The following is a 21670-nucleotide window of genomic DNA, read 5'->3' as shown; positions in this document are numbered from 1 at the left end:
AAATCAACTGTACCCTAATAATAAAGCCTTGTAAAAAACTCGCCGATTGCTGGCGAGTTTTTTATTTGAATGAATTCTGTCTTACCTCGGTTGTTGTGAAGCTGTAAAACTAAATGAGAGATGATCTTGAATAGGGATCCATGCTCCAATCCCTTGCGAAGTCACATTTTTAATCGTTAAAGTACGCTTGCTGCCTTTTAAATGTAAATACACTTCACCATATGTGACTTTCCCTTTTTCATTTACAGCGGAAGCATATCCGTATAAATAACCGAGTCGTTTAGCTGGAATATTATATACGTGATCTTTTTTCGTTCCTGCTCCGATAATTGTCTCGAAAGCAAGTGGTAGTTTCGTTTTCTCTGTTGCTTTTAACAGCATCATTTTTTGTACATCTTCCGCTTTAGGAATCTTTGCTGTTAATCCACCATGTACGGTTTTTTGTGCTTCTTGAACATAGTGAATGCTGTACGGGAGATTACCTCCGCGATTATCATAATAATTCGTATTCACCTTTTGATATTCCCAGTTAGGTGCTGTCTCAGTTGATTGATAATTTAATGCCCAATGCCCAAGATAAATCGTGGCACGATAGCCAAAGGCAAGAGGAGCTTTAGCAATAGTTGATTCATTTAACATACGAATCAATTCAGGGTTCTCAATGGGTACACCTGAAGAATCAAGTAATTGCTGAGCTAATTCACTAGGTTGTAAACGTGGTAAGTCTTGAGTTGGATTCGGATACGTATTTTCCTTCGTAATATTTAAAACAGCTGGAGGAATAGAAGTTTTCATAGAAGCTGCCTTTTTGACATCTGTTTTTTGCACAGCTCCTCCGATATCCGCTCCAATGAATGAACACATTAAAATGGCCAAAATCATTACTAATCTTCTCATGGTGTCGCGCTCCTTTTAAAGAGAATAAGTCAATTGTCTATAGATTTTGTTCGTAGACCGTATTCTATACACAAGGCCGCTTCTCCAAACTTTTCCTTTCCTGCATAAGAAAAGAACACAGCGCTGGAAGCTAGACACCCAAACTGTTTAGAAACTTATATTTTTTAACTTTTTAGCTTTGTTCTATAGTAAATAAAAGCCAATTCCCATAATGACGTAAGCTGCCATTAACGTTAATCCTTCAAACCAGTTTGTTTCACCATCATTTGAAATCATAATCATTAAAAATACCGCTGTTACCATCGAAATCAGCTCAGGCCAGGTGAACACAAGCGGCATATATGTCGGGAAAAACAAAGATAGCAAAACTAAAACAGGAGCGACGAACATAGCGATTTGCAGCGTAGATCCAACTGCAATTTCTACAGCAATATCCATTTTATTTTTATAAGCCATAATAATCGCTGAAGCATGTTCAGCAGCATTTCCGACAATCGCTACAATGATGACCCCAATAAACAGCTCTGTCCAACCAAATGTCTCCCCTACTTCACTAAACGTATGAACAAGGTTTTCTGAGACGTAAGCAACCGCAACAGTCGCAGCTGCCAGCACGCCCATAGCTGTCTTTTTCCCCCATTCAGGCTCTTCTTCCTCATGCGCTCCCATGGCTGCACCTTTTTCTGTCGGCTGATACACACCCCGATGTGTCACTAACTTAAAAAATAAAGCCGCTAAATAGAGCATAATTAAAATAATCGATATACCAACACTTAATGACATCGTTTCTACATCACTCATATTTTGACTAAACACTTCTGGAATAACAAACGCCACAATAACGGCAAAAATCAACAATCCTGCGTTATGTCTGGCATCATATACATTAAACGTCTGCCTTTTGTATCGCGTACCGCCCACAAAAAACGATAATCCGGCTACTAATAATAGGTTTCCTAAAACAGAACCGGTTAAAGAAGCTAACACGATACCGACCAAGCCTGCTTTTAATGAAAAAATCGAAATAATAAGTTCAACGGCGTTTCCAAAAGTAGCATTCAATAACCCGCCAATTCGCGGTCCCATTACGATAGCTAGACTCTCCGTTGCGCGCCCCATAAAGCTAGCTAAAGCGACAATCGTTAAACAATACACAACAAACATAACAACGCTTGGCCAGTGCAGTAATGATCCAATTACAGAAAGCGGAACACCCACTAACACAAGAACCATAAAGATTTTATTTGCCATTTTATCAAGCCACCTACTTTCTCATCAAAATGAACAGATTCTTTTTCAATGTATTACTCCACCAATCACTCTATGTTTCACTAATATCCCCATTTTCTTTCAAGATATAAGTGACAGTAGATTACAAATCATTCAATTTTATTCCATATAAGTATAGCTAGTTAACTAATTATATTTTTTACTAAATTAGAATTATTATAGTTTACTTTTTCGGGAAGTATGATATTATATAAATAATCAAACATAGACAAAAAGCCGATATTCATTGCTGCCATTGAATAAACAATGGCAGCTTTCATCTTTTTTTAACGGAATGCAGATGATTATCTTTCTCACTTAAATATCCTCTAATTGAGAAAAACTATCATCATAATTAAGAAATCGGAGGGAAGACAATGACTACAGATACAAAGCAATTGCGACAGCCTGCTACACTAGAATCACATGGGCTTGAAAAAATAAAACCGCATCTTGAACTGATTGCCGCTCTACTTAGTGGTGTTTTAATCTTAGTTGGATGGCTGCTGGATAAGAACGGACTTGGAACAAGTGCTGTTATCATCTATTTAATGGCTTTTATAATCGGTGGATTTGCCAAAGCAAAAGAAGGCATTGAAGATACGATTGAAGATAAAGAATTGAACGTTGAAATGTTAATGATTTTTGCTGCAATTGGTTCAGCGATTATCGGCTATTGGACAGAAGGTGCCATCTTAATTTTTATCTTTGCATTAAGCGGTGCACTTGAAACATACACAATGAACAAAAGTCATAAAGAAATTTCTGCGTTAATGGATTTGCAGCCAGAAGAAGCGTTACGCGTAACAAATGGCTATTCTGAAACTGTTGCTGTCTCTCAACTTGTTGTAGGTGACCTTATTTTAGTCAAACCAGGTGAACGAGTTCCATCTGATGGAACCATTACAGATGGACGTACAAATATCGATCAAGCAGCGATTACGGGGGAATCTGTTCCTGTTACAAAATCGGTTGGAGATGAAGTGTTCGCTGGAACAGTCAACTTACGTGGAACGATTACTATTGAAATTACAAAACCTAGCAATGAAACATTATTCCAAAAAATTATCACTTTAGTACAATCTGCTCAAAGTGAGAAATCTCCTTCTCAGCTCTTCATTGAGCGTTTTGAAGGAACTTATGTAAAAGTAGTATTAGCCGTGGTAGCACTAATGATGTTTGTCCCTCACTTTGCACTCGGCTGGAGTTGGACGGAAACTTTTTATCGTGCCATGATCTTACTTGTTGTCGCTTCACCATGTGCTCTAGTGGCTTCAATTATGCCTGCAACACTATCGGCCATTTCCAATGGTGCTCGACATGGTATTTTATTTAAAGGTGGCGTTCACCTTGAAAACTTGGGCAATTTACAAGCAATTGCCTTAGATAAAACAGGTACATTAACAAAAGGAAAACCGGAAGTAACTGATGTCGTGATTCGCGAAAACTTACAAGAAGAAGATTTTCTCCTTCGTGTCGCTTCTATCGAGAATTATTCAAACCATCCGCTTGCAACAGCCATTGTACGTTATGCAAAGTCTCGTATTACTAAAGAATTAGTGAAACCAACTGATATGGAAGATATATCTGGAAATGGTGTTCAAGCGTACTTTGGAAACGAATTTTGGCAAGTGGGCCGCGCAAGCTTTGTTGGTCGTGATGAAGCTGAGCAGTTCCAAAACGGAATCGCCCTTTCCCTTGCAAACGAAGGAAAAACAATTGTCTTCGCCAAAGATGAACATGGAATTGCCGGGATTATCACTTTAAAGGATGTCGTTCGTGAAGAAACGGTGAAAGCGATTGAAGCATTAAAGAAAGAAGGCATATACACAGTCATGCTAACAGGAGACGGTGAAAAAACAGCAAGAGCAATCGCAATTGAAAGTCATATTGATGCTTATATTGCTGAATGTCTTCCAGAAACAAAGGTTGATGAAATTAAAAAATTAAAAGAACAATTTGGCACAGTCGCTATGGTTGGAGACGGTATCAATGATGCTCCTGCTCTCGCAACAGCTTCTGTTGGGATTGCAATGGGAGAAGGTACAGATGTAGCCCTTGAAACAGCCGATGTTGTGTTGATGAAAAACAACCTGCCGCGAATTGCGGAAGCCGTAAAATTATCCAAGAAAATGAATCGAATTATTAAACAGAATGTAATTTTCTCAATTGTTGTGATCATGCTTTTAATCTCTTCTAACTTCCTTCAATTTTTAGATTTACCATACGGTGTAATTGGTCATGAAGGAAGCACAATTTTAGTTATTTTAAATAGCTTGAGGTTATTAAGAAGCTAAGAACAAAAGCGTAAGCATGTAAAATCCGCCACGACATAGATACTAAAATAAAGAGGGCCCCTTTACGAAGAAGGAGCCCTCTTTTATTAATGGTAACCGTTCTTTCCATTCGCTGAGCCTGATGTTTTATGCTTTGAACGCTTTTTCCCTTTTTGTTTTGTGTTGCCATCTTTTTTTGCGCTATTGCTCATAATCAAGTGCCTCCCTTTATAAAGATGTGTACAGATAAAGTATTTGACAAAAACCAAAGTCTCATGTTAGGCAAATTACGCGCAATCTGGCTTTTTTTTCTCACTGACTGAAGCATTTATTTCTCCACCAATAATAATGATAATTCCACTTAAATAAAACCAAATCATTAACACGATAATCCCGCCAAGACTTCCGTACGTTGTCGAATAATGCCCAAATTTCTCTACATAAAAGGAAAATGCCAAGGACATAAAAACCCAGCCTACTGTAGCAAATATCGCTCCAGGAAGTACACTTAAACACTTTAATTTCTTATTAGGAGCAATCCAATATAGCATAAAGAAAACAAAAAAAAGAACAACAGAGCTAATCAACCATCGTAGCGTATTCCAAACGTTAATAAATTCTTCTGAAAAACCAAACTTTGCGAATAAAAAGAAAACAATTTGTTTTCCAAACAGCGGAAGTAATAAAGCGGCAAGAAAAACAAAAACCATCGCTAATGTGAGAATAATCGACATTCCCCGGGCAATAAAAAAAGAACGGTTTTCTGTTACGTCGTATGCTCGATTAAAAGCACGAATGATGGCATTAAGTCCATTAGATGCTGACCAAAGAGTAACAAAAATCCCAAATGAAAGTAACTTCCCATTCCCTTTCATCATCTTATTTAAGTTTTCTTCAATTAACTCCATGGACTTCTCTGGAGCAAAAGTATGCACCGTTCGTAAAATTTCCTCTTCAGAGTATGGTAAATACGTGACTAACGTAAACAAAACAATAAGAAGTGGAAATAGTGATAGCAAGAAGAAGTAAGAAAGTTGAGCAGCAAGACCAGATACATCATCAGCTTTTATTTTTTCTAGAAGTGTTTTAAAGAAGCTCCATCTCAGCATCACTCTTTTTACCACCATGCCACCACCTCGATTGTCTACTTTACCTGTTGTTCGCTTAGTCCTGCCTTTTTCTTTTCAGCAACGAAAGCCTCTTTCGTTTCTTCAATCATTTGTGAGACTTCTGATGGAATATGACTCAATTCTTCTACAGTATCTACAAGAAGCGCAACCTCATCCGACACTTTCGTTACGGTTGTCCTCATTTGTGTTGTAGCTTCTCGTACTTGATCAATGACACGGTCTGGATTTTTTGCCAGATAGTTAATACGTTCGCACCATTGCTTCGTACTTGCTTTTACACTATGTCTCGTTGATTTATCAAGAAGGCTTAAACAGCCTCCAACAACGGCACCTATCACTACAGCTTGAACAAATTTACTCTTCGGTTCTTCTTTCCTATAGTGTCTGCTTTCCCTACTCATCTATACCCCTCCTTGTCGTATATTAAATCATCTGATATTCCAAGTATATCCAATAATTTAGTTGTTTGTATATTTTTTATTTCTTTCTAAAATAGTTGTGATTAGAACGTACTGTTTCCATTGACTTCTATTCGTAATCATGAAAAGATGGACATAATTGAAAAAGAACGAGAGGATGGTAAACATGGATTTAACAAAAAATAGCCCAGAAGCAGTAGAATTTATGGTAGAAGCAATTAAAGAAAAGCTAAGAATGATGAATATTGGTGCGATTAAATCTGATTCATTTAATGCCTCTATGTACGAAGAGTTACATGAATTATACGAAATGGTTATGCGTAAAACAAATTTCAGCCCAAGCGAAATGGAAGCCATTGCTGAAGAATTAGGCCGATTACGTAATGTGTAACAATAAAACAAAGGGACGGATTAATAAGCTCCGTCCCTTCTTCTTATTGTTCAGTTAAAATAATCGGACCGTTTTTAGTAATCGCTAATGTATGTTCATACTGTGCTGAATATTTTCCATCAGCCGTTGAAGCAGTCCAACCATTCGCATCTCTCACCGCTTCGTAAGTACCAACATTCACCATCGGTTCAATTGTAAAGACCATCCCTTCCTTCAAGCGCAGCCCTTTATGGGGTAATCCATAATGCGGCACTTGTGGATCTTCATGAATCACATTACCGATACCATGACCGATAAAGTCACGTACAACCGAAAAACCTTCCGCTTCCACATAAGACTGAATCGCATGACCAATATCTCCAATTCGATTGCCTGCAACCGCAACCTCAATCGCACGATATAGAGATTCTTTTGTTACAGCTAATAAATGTTCCGTTTCTTTAGACACTTTACCGACTGGATAAGTCCATGCTGAATCAGAAAGCGCCCCATTATAATTCACTACCATATCAATCGTCACAATATCCCCACTTTTCAGCGGTGTTTTCCGAGGGAAACCATGACAAATTTCTTCATTGATGCTCGCACATGTTGCATATTTATATCCTTTATATCCTTTTTGCTCTGGTTTTGCTCCATGCTGTTTTAAATAAGCTTCTACAAATTCTTCAATTTCCCAAGTTGTCACACCCGGTTGAATAAGCTTCGCAATTTCCCTGTGGCAAGCAGCTAAAATTTTCCCTGACTCATACATAGCCTGTATTTCACGTTCAGATTTTAATACGATCAACGATGACACTTCCTTTTTAAAGTAGGCTGTATTAAATACTATTGACTTTGAGCTTATTTTAACAATGCTGAAATGCACTAGAAACCAATAGCTCCATATAACCAAGCCTTAAATTATGCTACTCTCTTTATCTTACTGTAAATGTATTCATATGAAAACAATGAGGATACATTTTCTCATAACAAGAAAAAGGAATAAAAAAATCTGTCACTTTGGACAGATTTTTTATTCATCTACGTTTGTTCTTGGCACAATTAAAATTTCAACACGTCGGTTTTTAGCACGGCCTTCCGCCGCTTTGTTAGACGCAACAGGCTTAAATTCACCAAAACCTTTTGCGCTAAACCACTCTGGATCTAATTTATCGTTCTCTAATAAAATTTTCATAAAGTTAACCGCACGCATAACACTCAAATCCCAGTTCGAATCAAATTGATTTGTTTTAATTGGGAGATTATCCGTATGTCCACTAATAACAATACTCCGTGGTGGGTTCATCACAAGAAGCTTCGAAATATCTTTTGCAATCTGCTGATTCTCTTTCCCTACATCAGCAGCCCCTGATTCAAATAAAACATTATCACGAATTGTAACAAGTAAGCCTTCATCTGTAAGCGAAGTGTCTAACTTATCGTTCAACTCTTTATTTTCAATATATGTATTAACTTTACCTTGAATGTGTGAAAGCTCTTCTCGCTCCGTCTTTCCGCTTCCGCCTTGTTTTAAGGACTCTGCATTGTCCATCTGTGTTGTACTAGGAAAATCCATTACCCCCGATCCGCCTGTAAACACTTGATTAAAGTAATTAGACATCGAATTGAACTTCTTGGAGTCAATGGAACTGGAAGCAAAGAGAACAATAAAAAGAGCAAGCAAAAGCGTTAAAATATCCGCATAAGGCACTAACCAAGATTCATCGATATGCTCTTCATGATTTCTTTTCTTTTTCTTCCTAGCCATCTTGCTTCACTTCGCCTTCCAGCCACTTCTTCCGATCGTCAGCAGGTAAATATGAAGTTAGCTTCTGCTCAATTGTTCTTGGAGCTTCCCCTTCAATAATAGATAAAATTCCTTCAATCATCATTTCTTTAACTCTTACTTCTTGTTGAGACTTACGTTTTAACTTATTCGCAAATGGATGCCAAAGCACATATCCGGTGTAAATCCCTAGCATAGTTGCGATAAAGGCTGCCGAAATGGCATGTCCCAATGCATCAATATCGGACATACTTCCTAAAGCAGCAACTAAACCTAATACAGCACCTAGTACCCCAAGCGTTGGCGCATATGTCCCGGCTTGAGTAAAGATTGCCGCACCACCGCGATGTCTCTCTTCCATCGCTTCGATTTCTTCCGTCAAGATATCACGTATGTAATCCGCACTTTGTCCTTCAACAGCAAGATTTAAACCATTTTTCAAAAACTGATTGTCTATTTGATCTGCGATACTTTCAAGTGCTAACAAACCTTCTTTTCTAGCAATAACCGCCCACTCAGAAAAGGTTTTAATTAACTCCTCTGGTTTTGTTAACTGTTGTTCTGTAAATAAAATTTTAAATAGTTTTGGAACTTTCTTTAATTCAGACATAGGAAATGCTGTTACAACTGCTGCAACAGTCCCAACCATAATAATCATAATAGCTGCTGGATTAATTAATGCTGAAAAAGCAACCCCTTTAAAGAACATTCCCAAGGCTATTGCAATAACACCAAGCAAAACCCCTATTAATGATGCTTTATCCATAATACTCACCCATTCATTTAAAATCTTCTAGTATCTATTTCTTATATCGGAAGGTTGAGTAAAAAAATGAATATATTTTTGTTTTTTCCATACTTCGATTTCTAAAAACTCGTTCATTTATCGAACTCTGACACAAATAAGTCAAACATCCACAGCACCATATACGTAAGCCGTATATCAAACTTTATGATCGGACACTACTGATTTTTTTAGCGCTACCCACTTAATAAGCGGAGAAATCAAAAAAAGAATAAACAAAATTCTAAACAGATGAAAACTCGTTACCGTTGAAACATCGATATGAACCGATAAGGCCGTCACAGACATTTCTGCCACTCCGCCTGGAGCAAGGCTTAAAAATAGCTCATTTACAGGTATAGAAACATAATGGCCTAGAAAGACAGCCATTCCATAGCAAAAAGCAATTAATAGAACGTTACTTACAAAAATAATACCGAACATTTTCTTAAACAACTGTGGATTATCTACTTTTAACGTATATCCTAAGTGTGCTCCAATCATTAATTGCGATAGATTCAACCAAAAGCTAGGCACTTCCGGAGCACCAGGACCAACCAAATTGAACAAAGTAGCCGCCAATAAAGGACCTAATAGATGCGGAAGAGGAAAATGAATTTTCTTACCAAGACTAATAAACACAATAAGAACAAGCAATAATAATAGGGCAAACTTCCAATCATATTAAAGTAAAAAGAACTGCTCATGCGTAATAGGGCTAACCGCAACCGCATCATCAGACAATACATGTGTAACAAGCCACGGCACAATCGAAATGACGAGAATCACTCGAAGTGTTTGCATAAAGGCAACAACTGTTTCATCTACACCTTTTAATTCTTCACTTAATATGACCATTTGAGATAACCCGCCTGGAAAACTTCCTAACAATGACGTACCTGGACGAATGTTCATCCACTTTGCAATCAATAGCCCTGTTAGTACAGTAAATACGGTAATGACCGCCGTTGACAAAAGCATAATCGGTAAATGATGAAGCATCTCTGCCAACGCTTCTTTTGTAAAAGCACTTCCTAGTTGAACACCTAAAATAATTAACCCGAGGCTTCTTAAATTTTTTGACCAATAAAAATAATGGCCGAACTTCAACTTAGCAATTAAAATAACGAAAAGCGGACCTAGCATCCACGGTAAATACACACCTAAACGTTCGAAAAAATAACCTCCTATAAAAGCGAGAAGAGCCACAATAATCGTCTTTATCGTTTGATTTTCTCGTATACTCTCATTTATCTTCTTCACTACGATACCTTCTTTTTCACCATTTATTTCTCTATTCTAGCACAAAATATGAAATGAATATTTTTCTTAATTCATAACAAACATAGTTGTTTATGAAAAAGGTTTAAATTACCAGCTAGAAAAACCCCCACAAAATCCTATCTTTAGGTAGAATAATATTTCGGGGGTCAAAACTCTTAGAGGGGTGACTATATTGTTTAAAAACACAGAAATTGGCATTGATTTAGGAACAGCCAACACATTAGTTTATAGTAAAAATAAAGGGATTATCTTTAATGAACCATCTGTTGTGGCTATTGATTTAAATACGAATCAAGTGTTAGCCGTTGGATTGGATGCAAAAGAAATGATTGGAAAAACTCCAGACCATATTAGAACAGTCCGTCCATTGAAAGATGGGGTCATTGCAGATTTTGATATTACTGCACAGATGCTTAAACATATTATGAAGAAAGCTACGAATTCTGTAAAAGTAGCTATGCGTAAGCCTAACGTTGTCGTGTGTACACCGTTCGGTGCAACAACGGTTGAAAAAAAGGCTATTCAAGATGCAGTAAGCAGCTGCGGAGCCAAGCGTGTTCATCTTATTGAAGAACCAGTAGCCGCGGCCATCGGAGCGGATTTACCGGTAGAAGAACCAATTGCTAATGTCATTGTAGATATTGGAGGAGGAACAACTGAAGTAGCCATTATTTCATATGGCGGCATCGTTTCTTGTCACTCTATTCGAGTTGGCGGCGATCAATTAGACGAAGATATTATACAATACGTACGTAAAACCTATAATTTGTTAATTGGTGAACAAACAGCTGAACAAATAAAAATGGAGATTGGCTATGCACCAATTGATCATTCACCTGTCTCTTTAGATGTTCGCGGGCGTGACCTTGTCACAGGTCTTCCAAAAACGATGACCATTCAGTCTGGAGAAATTCAAGAAGCTATGACAGAATCCTTACTACGTATTTTAGAATCTATTCGTGCGACATTAGAAGAATCACCGCCTGAGTTAAGTGGAGATATCGTCGACCAAGGTGTCATACTGACTGGTGGAGGCGCACTCCTTAACGGGCTGCAAGAATGGTTGTCCCAAAGAATTATCGTCCCTGTTCACCTTACTGCTCAGCCGCTTGAAGCTGTTGTCATTGGTACAGGCCGCTCTCTTGATGTTATTAATCAATTGCAAAAAAAGATTAACTAATGAAAGGTTGCCCATACATGTTTGGGCAGCCTTTTTATATTGACCTTGCCCTTTCCTTCCTTTAAGGTTAAATTTAACACTTCTACTACCTTGCACATTTTCTAATGCAGGAGGGATCTTATAATGACATGGTTCACTTTTGGAAGACAGCTTATCCAAAAACTCAAGGTTGATCGTGTAACCGGACTCGCTGCTGAACAAGCCTATTATTATTTACTCTCTCTCTTTCCGATGCTTATTTTATTACTTTCTATTTTGCCTTATTTATCTATCAATCCCCAAGCTGCTTTAACATTTCTGCATGATTTTGTTCCTTCAGAAACGAATCAACTCATCGAAGAAACGATTATTACTATTTTAAGTGAACGTAATGGCCGTCTGCTAACAATCGGTATTATCGGCACCATCTGGTCTGCTTCAAATGGGATGAATGCTTTTATTCATTCGATGAATATTGCTTTTGAGGTACAAGAAACAAGGAGTTTTATCATGACTCGTTTGCTTTCTATTATTTTAACATTTGGAATCATATTAGCTTTTATTGTAGCCCTTGCTTTGCCTGTATTTGGTCAGGTTCTCCTTGATTTCGTCAATCAATTATTTCCAATTTCGGATTATGGCCAAAGACTTTTCCATCTGTTACGCTGGGTCATTGCCGTTGTTGTAATCTCGATTGTACTAGCTTTTTTATATCAAATTGCTCCAAGTAAGCCTCTTCCATTGCAGCATGTTTGGATTGGAGCTGTTACGGCCGCACTTCTTTGGCTTCTCATTTCATTTGGCTTTTCCTTTTATGTAAACAATTTTGGAAACTACTCTGCTACATACGGGAGTTTAGGCGGGGTCATCATCTTAATGCTTTGGTTATTTTTAACCGGATTAGCGCTCATTATCGGTGGAGAAATCAACGCTATTTTACAACGAAATCATACAGCACCACATTCTAAAACAACAAGGCATTTCTTTTTTTAAGAAGGCTATGTTAATGAATAGTGTTGGTTTATATGTTATTTAACAAAACACGAGGAGAAAGAGGATGCCCTGTAGACATCCTCTTTCTCCTTATGTTTATGCTTTTTTTATGTATTCCTCATACGGCTCATCATAAGCGAGCCAAGCACCGAATCTGCGTTTAATATACCTTTCCGCTTCTTGAAAAGTGGTAAACGTTTGACTTTGTTGTTTATGATTGATTTCTAAGCCCCACTCATTCTGTTCATTCGGTTTAAGAAAAAGGAGTTGTTTATCCTTTGTCGTATATAAGGAACCTGTTTGAGATTCTTTTAGATTGATTTGATTATTGTGTGCATCACGCTTAATCGGCTCTGAATAAAACGTTTGCTCAATAAATTGTTTAAAAGCTTGTTCTGTTAAATTGCAGCCTGCAGCTTTTTGATGGCCGCCTCCTTCATATTTACCTGCTACTGAAGAGACATCAATATCATCATGAATTGTACGTAGACTTAATCGTTTACTGCCGACCATTGCAATCGCAATATAATCCAAGTGATTATATTCTTTCGATAACTCATTTCCTAATTCGGAATGATAGGATTCAGCGTGAACAACACCTGCCACATGAGGTCCAACCGCTACTTGATATACTTCACGTTTCTTTCTCTTTATGTATCGATCGACCCGACTTTCTTCTACTTTTAATAAAGTCTCCTCTACTTCATCAAAATCAAAAGAATCAGCATTAGCTAGCTTATTCGTAATTTTTCCCTCAAACTCTTCGATAGAAAACATAAAAAAAAGATCATTTAGCCGTTTCGCTGTGAGATTCTGATTAGCTTCCCACTCCCACGTGTCATATTGACGAACTAATTCAACAAACTCCTCTACGTTTTGTGAACGAGAAAGCCAATTTTGTTGAACTGCGTATTCATAGAACAGAGAAGTAGCGGACGCTAACTTTCCATCTTCCCGTTCAACTGTCACATTCGCCCAAGGATGTGCATTTAAATGTAGAGCTGTTTTATGATGATCAATTAATGTAGCACTACCACCATTCGCAACGAACTGTGAGATTCTTTGTTCATTCTCTTCATTGACAGAAAGATCGGTTACTAGCAACCTTTGTTCTTTATCTGCTTGCTCCAAAAACGCTTCAACTTGGTAATTCAATCGACCAATTGAATTATAACTCACCTGCACATCTTCCCCAAAGGCAAGCTTAGCAACAATACCGCAGCCGACACCATCTAAATCATTATGTGTAAAGAGATGGTACACATAAACCCCTCCTCAAAATCCATATATATTACTTTTCCCCGAAAGAAAGGAATTATTGCTTCATTACGTATGTATTTTAACATGTTATTAGATTGCTGTAATACTTTGAATGACGGTACTTTCATTAAATCAAACTAATCCATACCAAATAAAAGAGGCTGTCCCCAGTTTATGGAACAACCTCTCCTAACCCTATGTTATCCGATTAATTTACCCAAGTTAGCCATTTCAATAGCCGAAATAGCAGAATCATATCCTTTGTTTCCAGCTTTTGTACCAGCACGCTCAATTGCTTGTTCAATATTTTCCGTTGTAACTACGCCAAAAATAACAGGAACTCCTGTATCTAACGTCACTCTCGCCATTCCTTTTGCTGATTCATTACATACATAATCGTAATGAGTTGTTGCACCGCGGATTACTGTTCCAAGCCCAATGATGGCATCATATTTTCCTGTTTCAACAAGCTTCTTTGCGATTAAAGGAATTTCAAAAGCTCCCGGTACCCAAGCTACATCGATGTCTGCTTCTTCTACACCGTGACGCTTCAAGCCGTCAAGCGCTCCGTCCAATAACTTACTCACAATAAATTCATTAAATCTTCCAACTACTATACCAATTTTTAATCCTGTTCCAATTAACTGTGCTTCAAAATGTTGTCCCATTTTCGTTCCCCCTAATATAATTCAGTATGATTTAGTTCACTTCAGCTGTTACACGTGAAGCTTGTTGTTTACGATAACGAATTAAATCTGCAATCGTGATAAATTTTAATTGAAATTCTTCTGCAACTTTGACTAAGTCAGGCACTCGTGCCATCGTACCGTCCTCTTTCATAATTTCACAAATCACTCCAGCTGGAGCTGCTCCACATAATTTAGCTAAGTCGACCGCAGCCTCTGTATGGCCTGCTCTTTGCAGCACACCGCCCGCCTTTGCTACAATTGGAAAAGTATGACCAGGGCGTTTAAAATCCTCGGCTACAGCCTCATCATCTAGAAGAGCATTTACTGTAATCGAACGATCAAAAGCACTAATGCCAGTTGAATTACTTCTATGATCAACACTTACTGTAAAAGCCGTACCATGTGGATCGGTATTTACCTCAACCATCGGATGTAAATTTAACTTTTGTGCGCGTTCTTCAGTAATCGCTGTGCAAACAAGACCTCTTCCATATGTAGCCATGAAATTAATCGCTTCCGGGGTTGCTTTTTCCGCTAGAACAATAAAATCCCCTTCGTTTTCACGATTTTCATCATCCACCACAATAATTGGTTTTCCTGCTTTTAAATCTGCTAATGCCTCTTCAATCGTATTAAACACTCTACTCACCTCTTAGTAAAATCCATTTTCAGCTAAAAAACTTTTGGTTAATGATTGTTTTGGTTTATTTGTCTGTAGGTGCTGCACGATATATTTACCAATCATATCATTTTCGATATTAACAATATCCCCTACACCTTTCTGTCCGATAATCGTGTCTTGAAACGTTAACGGAATTAATGAAACTGTTAATAGGTTGCCCTGAATATCAAAAATAGTTAAGCTCGTTCCATCAATAGCTACAGAACCTCTTGGGATACAATATTGACTCAAGCCTTCTTGAAGCTCGATTGTGAAGTACACGGCATTTTCTTTCGGTTGTTTTTTAATAATCGTCCCTGTCCCATCAATATGTCCTGAAACAAAATGACCACCGAATCTGCCTTGTGCACTCATTGCTCTTTCTAAATTGATAGGAGAACCAGGTTTTAATAATTGGATAGACGATGCTTTTACCGTTTCTGGCATTACATCAACAGTAAATGTATTAGTTGTAAAAGAAGTAACGGTTAAACAAACACCATTTACTGCAATACTGTCTCCAAGATGAACATCTTCCACAATTTTCTCTGAAGAAATCGTTATCTCCATGCTCTGCTTGCCTTTCTTTAACGATTGAACAACACCGATGTCTTCAATAATTCCAGTAAACATGTCTTCACCTCTTTTGCCGAAAAATAAAAACCCCATAGAGATACCTACAGGGTTTGCGGGAGTATATGGTGAAAAAAATGTATACTTAAATAAACCTTTAACTTCGAGTTCTCAAAATTTAAAGGATACACTCATACATTTTAAAAAATTCCACACGTCCTTCTCCCATCCAGACTTTACTGTCGGCTTTGGAATCTCACCAAATCCTGCCTTAAAAAGGCTCGCGGGCTTAGAATTGCTTCATCACCGCCGGTTGGGATTTACACCCGACCCCGAAGGACAAACTATTTATAACTTACAGTTAGTTTATCACGATAAAGTTATATTGTAAATTACTTACTCTCAATCTCATAACTGCTAAAAGCGGAAGAAGAATAAATTCGCCTTCCGCTTGTATGGTTCACTTATTTTGCATCTACAATCTGTCCAGCATAAAACTCTTTTTTTTGTAGAGAAAGCTCCAGTTCACGAGCAATCTTCTTTAATTCACGCTCTTCTCGTTCCGTAACAATTGACATCACTGTTCCATCTGCGCCCGCGCGGCCTGTTCGACCAGAGCGATGTACATACTGATCTATGCTATTTGCTAAATCAACATGAATGACCGTCGTTAATCCTTTAATATCTAAACCGCGGGCCGCTACATCTGTCGCTAAAAGCAGTGGATGTTTGCCTGATTTCAATTTACGTAAAGCTTTTTCACGATCTACTTTGTTAGATTCTCCATGAAGCAGCCCCACTTCAACCTCTTTATATTTTAGCTTTTCTCCAATAACATTGAGCTCTCCGATATCATTGATAAAGGCTAGCCCTTTCATACCCTCTAAGCGAGAAATTTTCTCTAAAATTTTGAACTTATCACGTTTTTCTACAACAAAGTACATGTGATCTACTTTCGATTGCATTTTCTCACTTTTATCGACTTTAATCGTAACAGGCTCATTCATAAAGGCACGGGCTGCTTGTTCTATTTCTTGTGGTAATGTTGCCGAAAACATCATCACTTGGCGATCTTTTAACGTTGTCTTCACAATATTACGGATTGTTGTAAGATGCTCTGGAACAAGCAATTGATCTCCTTCGTCTAACACGATCGTTTTCACTTCATGCATTTTTAACTTCTTTTGAGTAATAAGTTCCTGTATACGTCCTGGTGTCCCAGCAATAATTTGAGGGCGTTTTTTTAGTTTTTCTAATTGACGCTTCACATTTGCGCCTCCAATAAATGCCGCACCATTAATACTGCTGCCTTGTGACCAAATACGAACCTCTTCATTAATCTGCATCACAAGCTCACGAGAGGAAGCCAGAATAAGAGCTTGTGGGGATGATTGATCAGGGTCTATTTTTTCAAGTAACGGAAGTAAATAAGCAAGTGTCTTTCCTGTTCCCGTTGGTGATTCAGCGATTACATCTTTTCCTTCCATAATTTGCGGAATAGCTTTCAGTTGAATGGGAGTTGCTTGGGCAAAGCCCGATTTATTCCAAGCTTGCTGGATAAATGGTTTCATCTTTTCAAGTAATGCAGGTGTATTGCTCATTTTCTTCTCCTTTTATCTAAAAAAATCAATTACCTAGTTTATAGTACCACTTGTTCCTTTGCTAGTGGAATCCGAATCGTTACTAACGTTCCCTTGTTTTTTTCACTTTTAAAGAAAATCTCTCCATGGTGCCTATGAATAATCTTTTGACATACAGCCAGCCCAATACCTGTACCTTTTTCTTTTGTTGAATAAAAAAGCTGACCAATCCGTTGTAATCGTTCAGGCTCCATCCCAATCCCATTATCCTGAACCGTTAAAACAGCTGTATCTTTTTCTATTCTTAACACAACGTTAATCTTCCCATGTTCTGTAATTGCTTCAATGCTATTTTTAATAATATTAATTAATACCTGCTTCATCTGCGATTCATCAGCCATAATAAGAACAGGCCGTGGAACTTCTTCATAGCACAACTCAACATTATCAAGATTTGTTTGTGCTGTCATCAGTGTAAATACTTGTCGAATACTTTCTCTTACATCAATTTTTTTATAAGTGACTTCTTGCGTTTTCCCTAAAATCAATAGTTCACTTGAAATGGTATTAATACGTTCGACCTCTTGCAAAATAATATCTAGATGCTCATCATTCAATTCTCTCGTATATTGCATCAACTGAATAAAGCCTTTTAAAGAGGTAAGCGGGTTACGGATTTCATGAGCAACCGCTGCAGCTAAATGACCTATTACAGATGTTCTTTCTGACATAATCAATAGCTCTTCTTCTCTGCGAAGACCCGTAACATCTCTGGCAATTGCATAAACGCCAATAACATCTCCTTGGATAATAATAGGGACAAAAGAACAACGCGTAAATTTAATCTCTCCCTTTGCATCTCGAATCGCTGTTTCAAAATCCAAAGCCTCTTTATTAGTTGCTCGTCTATAACAATGAATCACTTTACCAAGGTCCTCACTATTGATGAGCATACTCGCTGAATGTTTATTTAATCCTTCTAGATCATATCCAAATAAAGCCTTTGCTTGCGGATTCATTGAAATAACTTTCCCTTTAAGATTCAACTCTAGAACAGCATCAATATTATACATGAACAAAGATTGGTATTGCTCGTCTCTTACCTGTAGTTCCTTTTGCGAATTCAATAGTTTCTTTGTCCAATACACTATCGTACTATATAAAACAGCTCCAGTTATTATGATATATAACCAACCTTTTGAATTTTGAAAAGTAATAAATAATTGATAATTATTCTGAGCAAGCTTGATCGAAATATGATCGGTAACAACAAGCCATAAAATACCTAAAATTATATATATAGCAGAAACTTTTAATGCAATTTTCCGTGAGTGATCCATACATCCCCCTGTATATATTAATACATCTATTATCTCCTGCTCTCCAACCTATATATTCACTGACAGCCTGTAATATATGCACATATGAAAAGGCCTTCAACAATTTGAAGACCTTTTCATAAAGAACACCAATAAAAAAGCGATTAAATAACAAATAGATATCATTTGTTATGTTAATTTGTCTACTGCTTGATCGAACTCTTCTTTCATTTCTTTCGAAGGTTCAACTGATAATAAGCTGAAGATAACTACTGCAATCATCCCAACAATAAAACCTGGAATAATTTCGTATACTTCGGCAAATCGATCAATTTGATCCCAGACAATAACCGTAATCGTACCTGCAATCATCCCCGCAAGCGCACCCCATTTTGTCATTCGCTTCCAATATAGGCTAAGTAAAATAACCGGACCAAACGCAGCACCGAATCCTGCCCATGCATATCCAACAAGATTTAAAATGGTATCGCTTGGATTGAATGCAAGCACTAAAGCAATAATGGCAATTGCTAATACCCCAAGTCGCCCAACAAGAACTAATTCTTTCTCTGATGCATTCGGACGAATAAATTGCTTATAGAAATCATCCGTTAAAGCACTTGCCGATACAAGAAGCTGAGATGCAACCGTACTCATCACCGCAGCTAAAATAGCCGCTAGTAGGAACCCCGTAATAAGCGCTGGAAACAACTCTTTAGAAAGAACAATAAAAACGGTTTCCGCATTTTTCTCGCCAAGTGGATTGCCATTTAAACTAAAATACGCAATCCCTACTAAACCAGTAAACATCGCCCCGACAGTAGAGAAAATCATCCAGCTCATACCAATTCGACGAGCTGTCTTCATTTCTTTAACCGAAGAAATTGCCATAAAACGAACAATAATATGCGGTTGCCCAAAATAGCCAAGTCCCCACGCTAATAAAGAAATAATCCCAATAACAGAAGTTCCTTGAAAAACATGTAAAAGGTTCGGATCAATCGAACGAATCTCACCAAATGTTTCAGATACGCCACCGATATTCACAATCGTCACAGTCGGTACTAAAATCAAAGCAATAAACATGATTGTTCCTTGAACAAAGTCTGTCCAACTTACAGCCAAGAAACCGCCAAACAACGTATAAAGAATAACAACACTCGCTGTTAACCAAATTCCCCATCGATAATCCATGTTAAATGCAACACGGAACAGCTCTCCCCCGCTACCATTCCTGAAGAAGTATAGAAGGTAAAGAAAATTAAAATAACAAACGCTGACGTTACCTTTAGTATACGTGAATCATCACGAAAACGGTTGCCCAAGAAATCTGGAATCGTGATTGAATTGTTTGCGACCTCCGTGTATGTTCGTAACCTTGGAGCTACATATACCCAGTTCAAATAAGCTCCCATACATAACCCTACTACAATCCACCCGGCACTAATTCCACTCAGGTACATTGCACCAGGTAAGCCCATCAATAGCCAACCACTCATATCAGAAGCTCCGGCACTTAATGCCGTTACAGCTGGACCTAGGTTTCTTCCACCCAGCATATAATCTGTTAAGTTTGCCGTCTTTTTATAAGCATAAAAGCCAATTAAAAGCATGGCAGCCATATAAATCACAATTGATATTATTACTCCATAATCCAAAATAGCTCCTCCCTCAATCTGCCACAAACACTTTTGTACAATAAAGTCTTTTCCATTAGATAAGCTTATCAGAAATAAAATCAAATGTTAAGAAATTTCTTAAAGCATCCAGTTATTTCATTTCTTATAATCAGCGGCACATGAGGGAGGAACTCGAACTACCTAGTCTTTACTCTGAAGGACCCGTTCAACCGCAGCTACGGCTTTATCTAACCGCCCAATTAACTTGGCTATTTCTTGCTTTGTAATAATCAGTGGAGGGGCAAAGACAACAGTATCCTGGTCAAATGTTACAGCACGGCAAATAAGCCCTTGTTTCATAGCTTCGGCAACAATAAGCGGGGCCACCGGTGTCTGAAATCTTTCTCCTGTTTGTCGATTCTTAACTATTTGAATAGCACCGATTAGTCCAAGTGCTCGCACATGCCCAATGATGTTTCGTTTGCTTTGAATTTCTTGAAAACCACTTAGTAAATCTACTCCCCGAAGCTTGGCATTTTCCACTAGTTTTTCTGTTTCAATGATTTCAATATTTTTCAAAGCAACAGCACAAGCCATCGGATGGCCGCTATACGTATAACCATGAAACAATGTCTCTCGTGAAAGTGAAATCAACTCTTGATGCAATGTTTCTGAAAGCACAACGCCGCCTAATTGTGCATAGCCGCTTGTCACTCCTTTAGCAAAGCACATCATATCTGGTATTACCCCATCATGCTCAACACCGAAAAATGTACCTGTTCGACCAAATCCGGTAATCACTTCATCCGTAATGAATAAAATACCATACTGATCACAAATTCTCCTCACTTCTTGCATATATCCTGAAGGGGCAAAGTTCACTCCCCCTGCTCCTTGAACCGGCTCAATAATAAAAGCCGCAATCGTCTCCGCACCTTCCTGTTCAATCAAATTACGTAACTCTTCAATCGAAGAGCCGTCTACATAATAAAAATCAGGCGCAAGTGAATTCGTAAAATCACGAAATGGCTTCAACCCAGTCGCACTAGTCGCTCCCATCGCCACACCATGATACGACTTCGTTCGAGAAATGATTTTTTGACGATTTGGCTTTCCTTTTAATAACCAATAATGACGAGCCAGCTTAAAAGCTGTATCATTCGCCTCAGAACCTCCTGAGGTAAAAAAAACGGCATTTAACGCCCCTGGGGCAAGCGAGGCAATCTTCGTTGCTAATCGAATCGCTGGTTCATGACTAAAAGTAGAAAAACACGAACTAAATGCAAGCTTCTCCATTTGCTGCTTCGCGACTTCCGCTAACTCTTTTCTACCATGCCCTACATTTACGTTCCAAAGTGAGCTCATTCCATCTATATAAGAATGCCCCTGTATATCTTTTAAATAAATCCCCTCTCCCTCTGTAAAAATCACACTTGGGCCATTTGCTTGCTGCTGGGCAATAGAAGACGTCGGATGAATAAAATGTTTTTTATCTAAATGAATTAATTCTTGTATATCGTTTTTTTCATTCAATCAGAAACACCCATCCCTTCTGTAACGTGCTCAAATAATATCAGTCACTTCTACCTGTAAATATAT

Annotated in this window: 17 protein-coding genes, 3 pseudogenes and 1 riboswitch; of the genes and pseudogenes, 4 read left to right on the top strand and 16 right to left on the bottom strand. The window is 37.9% G+C overall.

The features are described 5' to 3' along the window. Positions 1-81: 81 nt before the first annotated feature. Positions 82-897 carry a YfkD famly protein gene (locus tag BAOM_RS03100; RefSeq protein ID WP_127759005.1) on the bottom strand — a complete coding sequence of 272 codons (816 nt, stop codon included), beginning with the start codon at positions 895-897 and terminating at the stop codon, positions 82-84. Positions 898-1080: 183 nt separating this feature from the next. After that, the gene (gene cax / locus BAOM_RS03095) at positions 1081-2148 is read right to left on the bottom strand and encodes a calcium/proton exchanger (RefSeq protein WP_127759004.1); all 1068 of its coding nucleotides are present in this window, start codon (positions 2146-2148) and stop codon (positions 1081-1083) included. A gap of 395 nt (positions 2149-2543) precedes the next feature. On the opposite strand from cax, the gene BAOM_RS03090 reads away from it, so the two are divergent. Continuing rightward, positions 2544-4463 (top strand): heavy metal translocating P-type ATPase, encoded by a 1920-nt coding sequence (locus tag BAOM_RS03090; protein ID WP_127759003.1) that lies wholly within the window; start codon positions 2544-2546, stop codon positions 4461-4463. Between the two features lie 266 nt (positions 4464-4729). On the opposite strand, the gene BAOM_RS03085 is transcribed toward BAOM_RS03090, so the two are convergent. Then, positions 4730-5569, bottom strand: coding sequence for a YihY/virulence factor BrkB family protein (locus tag BAOM_RS03085; RefSeq protein ID WP_252282949.1), 840 nt, complete (start codon positions 5567-5569; stop codon positions 4730-4732). 17 nt (positions 5570-5586) lie between these two features. Beyond that, positions 5587-5973, bottom strand: coding sequence for a YtxH domain-containing protein (locus BAOM_RS03080; RefSeq protein ID WP_127759002.1), 387 nt, complete (start codon positions 5971-5973; stop codon positions 5587-5589). Between the two features lie 184 nt (positions 5974-6157). Between BAOM_RS03080 and BAOM_RS03075 the strand changes: the two genes are divergently transcribed. Then, a complete protein-coding gene (locus BAOM_RS03075) occupies positions 6158-6382 on the top strand; it encodes a DUF1128 domain-containing protein (protein ID WP_119115680.1) in 225 nt (74 codons plus the stop codon). Between the two features lie 43 nt (positions 6383-6425). On the opposite strand, the gene map is transcribed toward BAOM_RS03075, so the two are convergent. The 4 genes and pseudogenes from map to BAOM_RS24820 form a co-directional block, all read right to left on the bottom strand. Further along, positions 6426-7172, bottom strand: coding sequence for a type I methionyl aminopeptidase (map, locus tag BAOM_RS03070; protein ID WP_127759001.1), 747 nt, complete (start codon positions 7170-7172; stop codon positions 6426-6428). A gap of 225 nt (positions 7173-7397) precedes the next feature. Continuing rightward, positions 7398-8132: a flagellar motor protein MotB gene (motB, locus tag BAOM_RS03065; RefSeq protein WP_127759000.1), complete on the bottom strand. Its 735-nt coding sequence runs from the start codon at positions 8130-8132 to the stop codon at positions 7398-7400. Next, positions 8125-8916 (bottom strand): flagellar motor stator protein MotA, encoded by a 792-nt coding sequence (gene motA / locus BAOM_RS03060; protein WP_127758999.1) that lies wholly within the window; start codon positions 8914-8916, stop codon positions 8125-8127. The genes motB and motA overlap by 8 nt, the downstream gene beginning before the upstream one ends. Positions 8917-9093: 177 nt before the next feature. Next, a pseudogene (locus BAOM_RS24820) lies at positions 9094-10143 on the bottom strand (AbrB family transcriptional regulator). Positions 10144-10390: 247 nt separating this feature from the next. Here BAOM_RS24820 and mreBH point away from each other — a divergent pair. Next, positions 10391-11398, top strand: a complete 1008-nt coding sequence (gene mreBH, locus BAOM_RS03045) for a rod-share determining protein MreBH (RefSeq protein ID WP_127758996.1) — start codon at positions 10391-10393, stop codon at positions 11396-11398. A 123-nt stretch (positions 11399-11521) separates the two neighbouring features. Continuing rightward, positions 11522-12370 carry a YihY/virulence factor BrkB family protein gene (locus BAOM_RS03040; protein WP_127758995.1) on the top strand — a complete coding sequence of 283 codons (849 nt, stop codon included), beginning with the start codon at positions 11522-11524 and terminating at the stop codon, positions 12368-12370. Between the two features lie 96 nt (positions 12371-12466). On the opposite strand, the gene BAOM_RS03035 is transcribed toward BAOM_RS03040, so the two are convergent. The 8 genes and pseudogenes from BAOM_RS03035 to BAOM_RS03000 form a co-directional block, all read right to left on the bottom strand. After that, complete coding sequence (locus BAOM_RS03035) at positions 12467-13633, bottom strand: DHH family phosphoesterase (protein WP_127758994.1); 1167 nt, start codon at positions 13631-13633, stop codon at positions 12467-12469. 197 nt (positions 13634-13830) lie between these two features. After that, a complete protein-coding gene (gene ribH / locus BAOM_RS03030) occupies positions 13831-14298 on the bottom strand; it encodes a 6,7-dimethyl-8-ribityllumazine synthase (RefSeq protein WP_127758993.1) in 468 nt (155 codons plus the stop codon). A 37-nt stretch (positions 14299-14335) separates the two neighbouring features. Continuing rightward, a pseudogene (ribB, locus tag BAOM_RS03025) lies at positions 14336-14959 on the bottom strand (3,4-dihydroxy-2-butanone-4-phosphate synthase); the annotation flags it as partial. A gap of 12 nt (positions 14960-14971) precedes the next feature. After that, positions 14972-15613, bottom strand: a complete 642-nt coding sequence (gene ribE / locus BAOM_RS03020) for a riboflavin synthase (RefSeq protein WP_127758991.1) — start codon at positions 15611-15613, stop codon at positions 14972-14974. A gap of 153 nt (positions 15614-15766) precedes the next feature. After that, a riboswitch (FMN riboswitch) is annotated at positions 15767-15897 on the bottom strand. A 120-nt stretch (positions 15898-16017) separates the two neighbouring features. After that, positions 16018-17154 carry a DEAD/DEAH box helicase gene (locus BAOM_RS03015; protein WP_127758990.1) on the bottom strand — a complete coding sequence of 379 codons (1137 nt, stop codon included), beginning with the start codon at positions 17152-17154 and terminating at the stop codon, positions 16018-16020. A 38-nt stretch (positions 17155-17192) separates the two neighbouring features. Then, positions 17193-18473 carry an ATP-binding protein gene (locus tag BAOM_RS03010; RefSeq protein ID WP_127758989.1) on the bottom strand — a complete coding sequence of 427 codons (1281 nt, stop codon included), beginning with the start codon at positions 18471-18473 and terminating at the stop codon, positions 17193-17195. Positions 18474-18641: 168 nt separating this feature from the next. Continuing rightward, positions 18642-20074, bottom strand: a pseudogene (putP, locus tag BAOM_RS03005) (sodium/proline symporter PutP). Between the two features lie 198 nt (positions 20075-20272). Further along, positions 20273-21604 carry an aminotransferase family protein gene (locus BAOM_RS03000; protein WP_127758988.1) on the bottom strand — a complete coding sequence of 444 codons (1332 nt, stop codon included), beginning with the start codon at positions 21602-21604 and terminating at the stop codon, positions 20273-20275. Between the last annotated feature and the right edge of the window lie 66 nt (positions 21605-21670).

Origin of the sequence: Peribacillus asahii, assembly GCF_004006295.1 — a bacterium.
In the GTDB taxonomy this organism is placed as follows: Bacteria; Bacillota; Bacilli; order Bacillales; family DSM-1321; genus Peribacillus; species Peribacillus asahii_A.
This window is presented reverse-complemented; position numbering and strand designations above follow the sequence as displayed.

Excerpts from the sequence above, each read along its gene's own strand:
- BAOM_RS03100 (WP_127759005.1), bottom strand. The coding sequence starts at position 897 with ATGAGAAGATTAGTAATGATTTTGGCCATTTTAATGTGTTCATTCATT.
- cax (WP_127759004.1), bottom strand. The coding sequence starts at position 2,148 with ATGGCAAATAAAATCTTTATGGTTCTTGTGTTAGTGGGTGTTCCGCTT.
- BAOM_RS03090 (WP_127759003.1), top strand. The coding sequence starts at position 2,544 with ATGACTACAGATACAAAGCAATTGCGACAGCCTGCTACACTAGAATCA.
- BAOM_RS03085 (WP_252282949.1), bottom strand. The coding sequence starts at position 5,569 with ATGGTGGTAAAAAGAGTGATGCTGAGATGGAGCTTCTTTAAAACACTT.
- BAOM_RS03080 (WP_127759002.1), bottom strand. The coding sequence starts at position 5,973 with ATGAGTAGGGAAAGCAGACACTATAGGAAAGAAGAACCGAAGAGTAAA.
- BAOM_RS03075 (WP_119115680.1), top strand. The coding sequence starts at position 6,158 with ATGGATTTAACAAAAAATAGCCCAGAAGCAGTAGAATTTATGGTAGAA.
- motB (WP_127759000.1), bottom strand. The coding sequence starts at position 8,132 with ATGGCTAGGAAGAAAAAGAAAAGAAATCATGAAGAGCATATCGATGAA.
- motA (WP_127758999.1), bottom strand. The coding sequence starts at position 8,916 with ATGGATAAAGCATCATTAATAGGGGTTTTGCTTGGTGTTATTGCAATA.
- BAOM_RS03040 (WP_127758995.1), top strand. The coding sequence starts at position 11,522 with ATGACATGGTTCACTTTTGGAAGACAGCTTATCCAAAAACTCAAGGTT.
- ribH (WP_127758993.1), bottom strand. The coding sequence starts at position 14,298 with ATGGGACAACATTTTGAAGCACAGTTAATTGGAACAGGATTAAAAATT.
- ribE (WP_127758991.1), bottom strand. The coding sequence starts at position 15,613 with ATGTTTACTGGAATTATTGAAGACATCGGTGTTGTTCAATCGTTAAAG.
- BAOM_RS03015 (WP_127758990.1), bottom strand. The coding sequence starts at position 17,154 with ATGAGCAATACACCTGCATTACTTGAAAAGATGAAACCATTTATCCAG.
- BAOM_RS03010 (WP_127758989.1), bottom strand. The coding sequence starts at position 18,473 with ATGGATCACTCACGGAAAATTGCATTAAAAGTTTCTGCTATATATATA.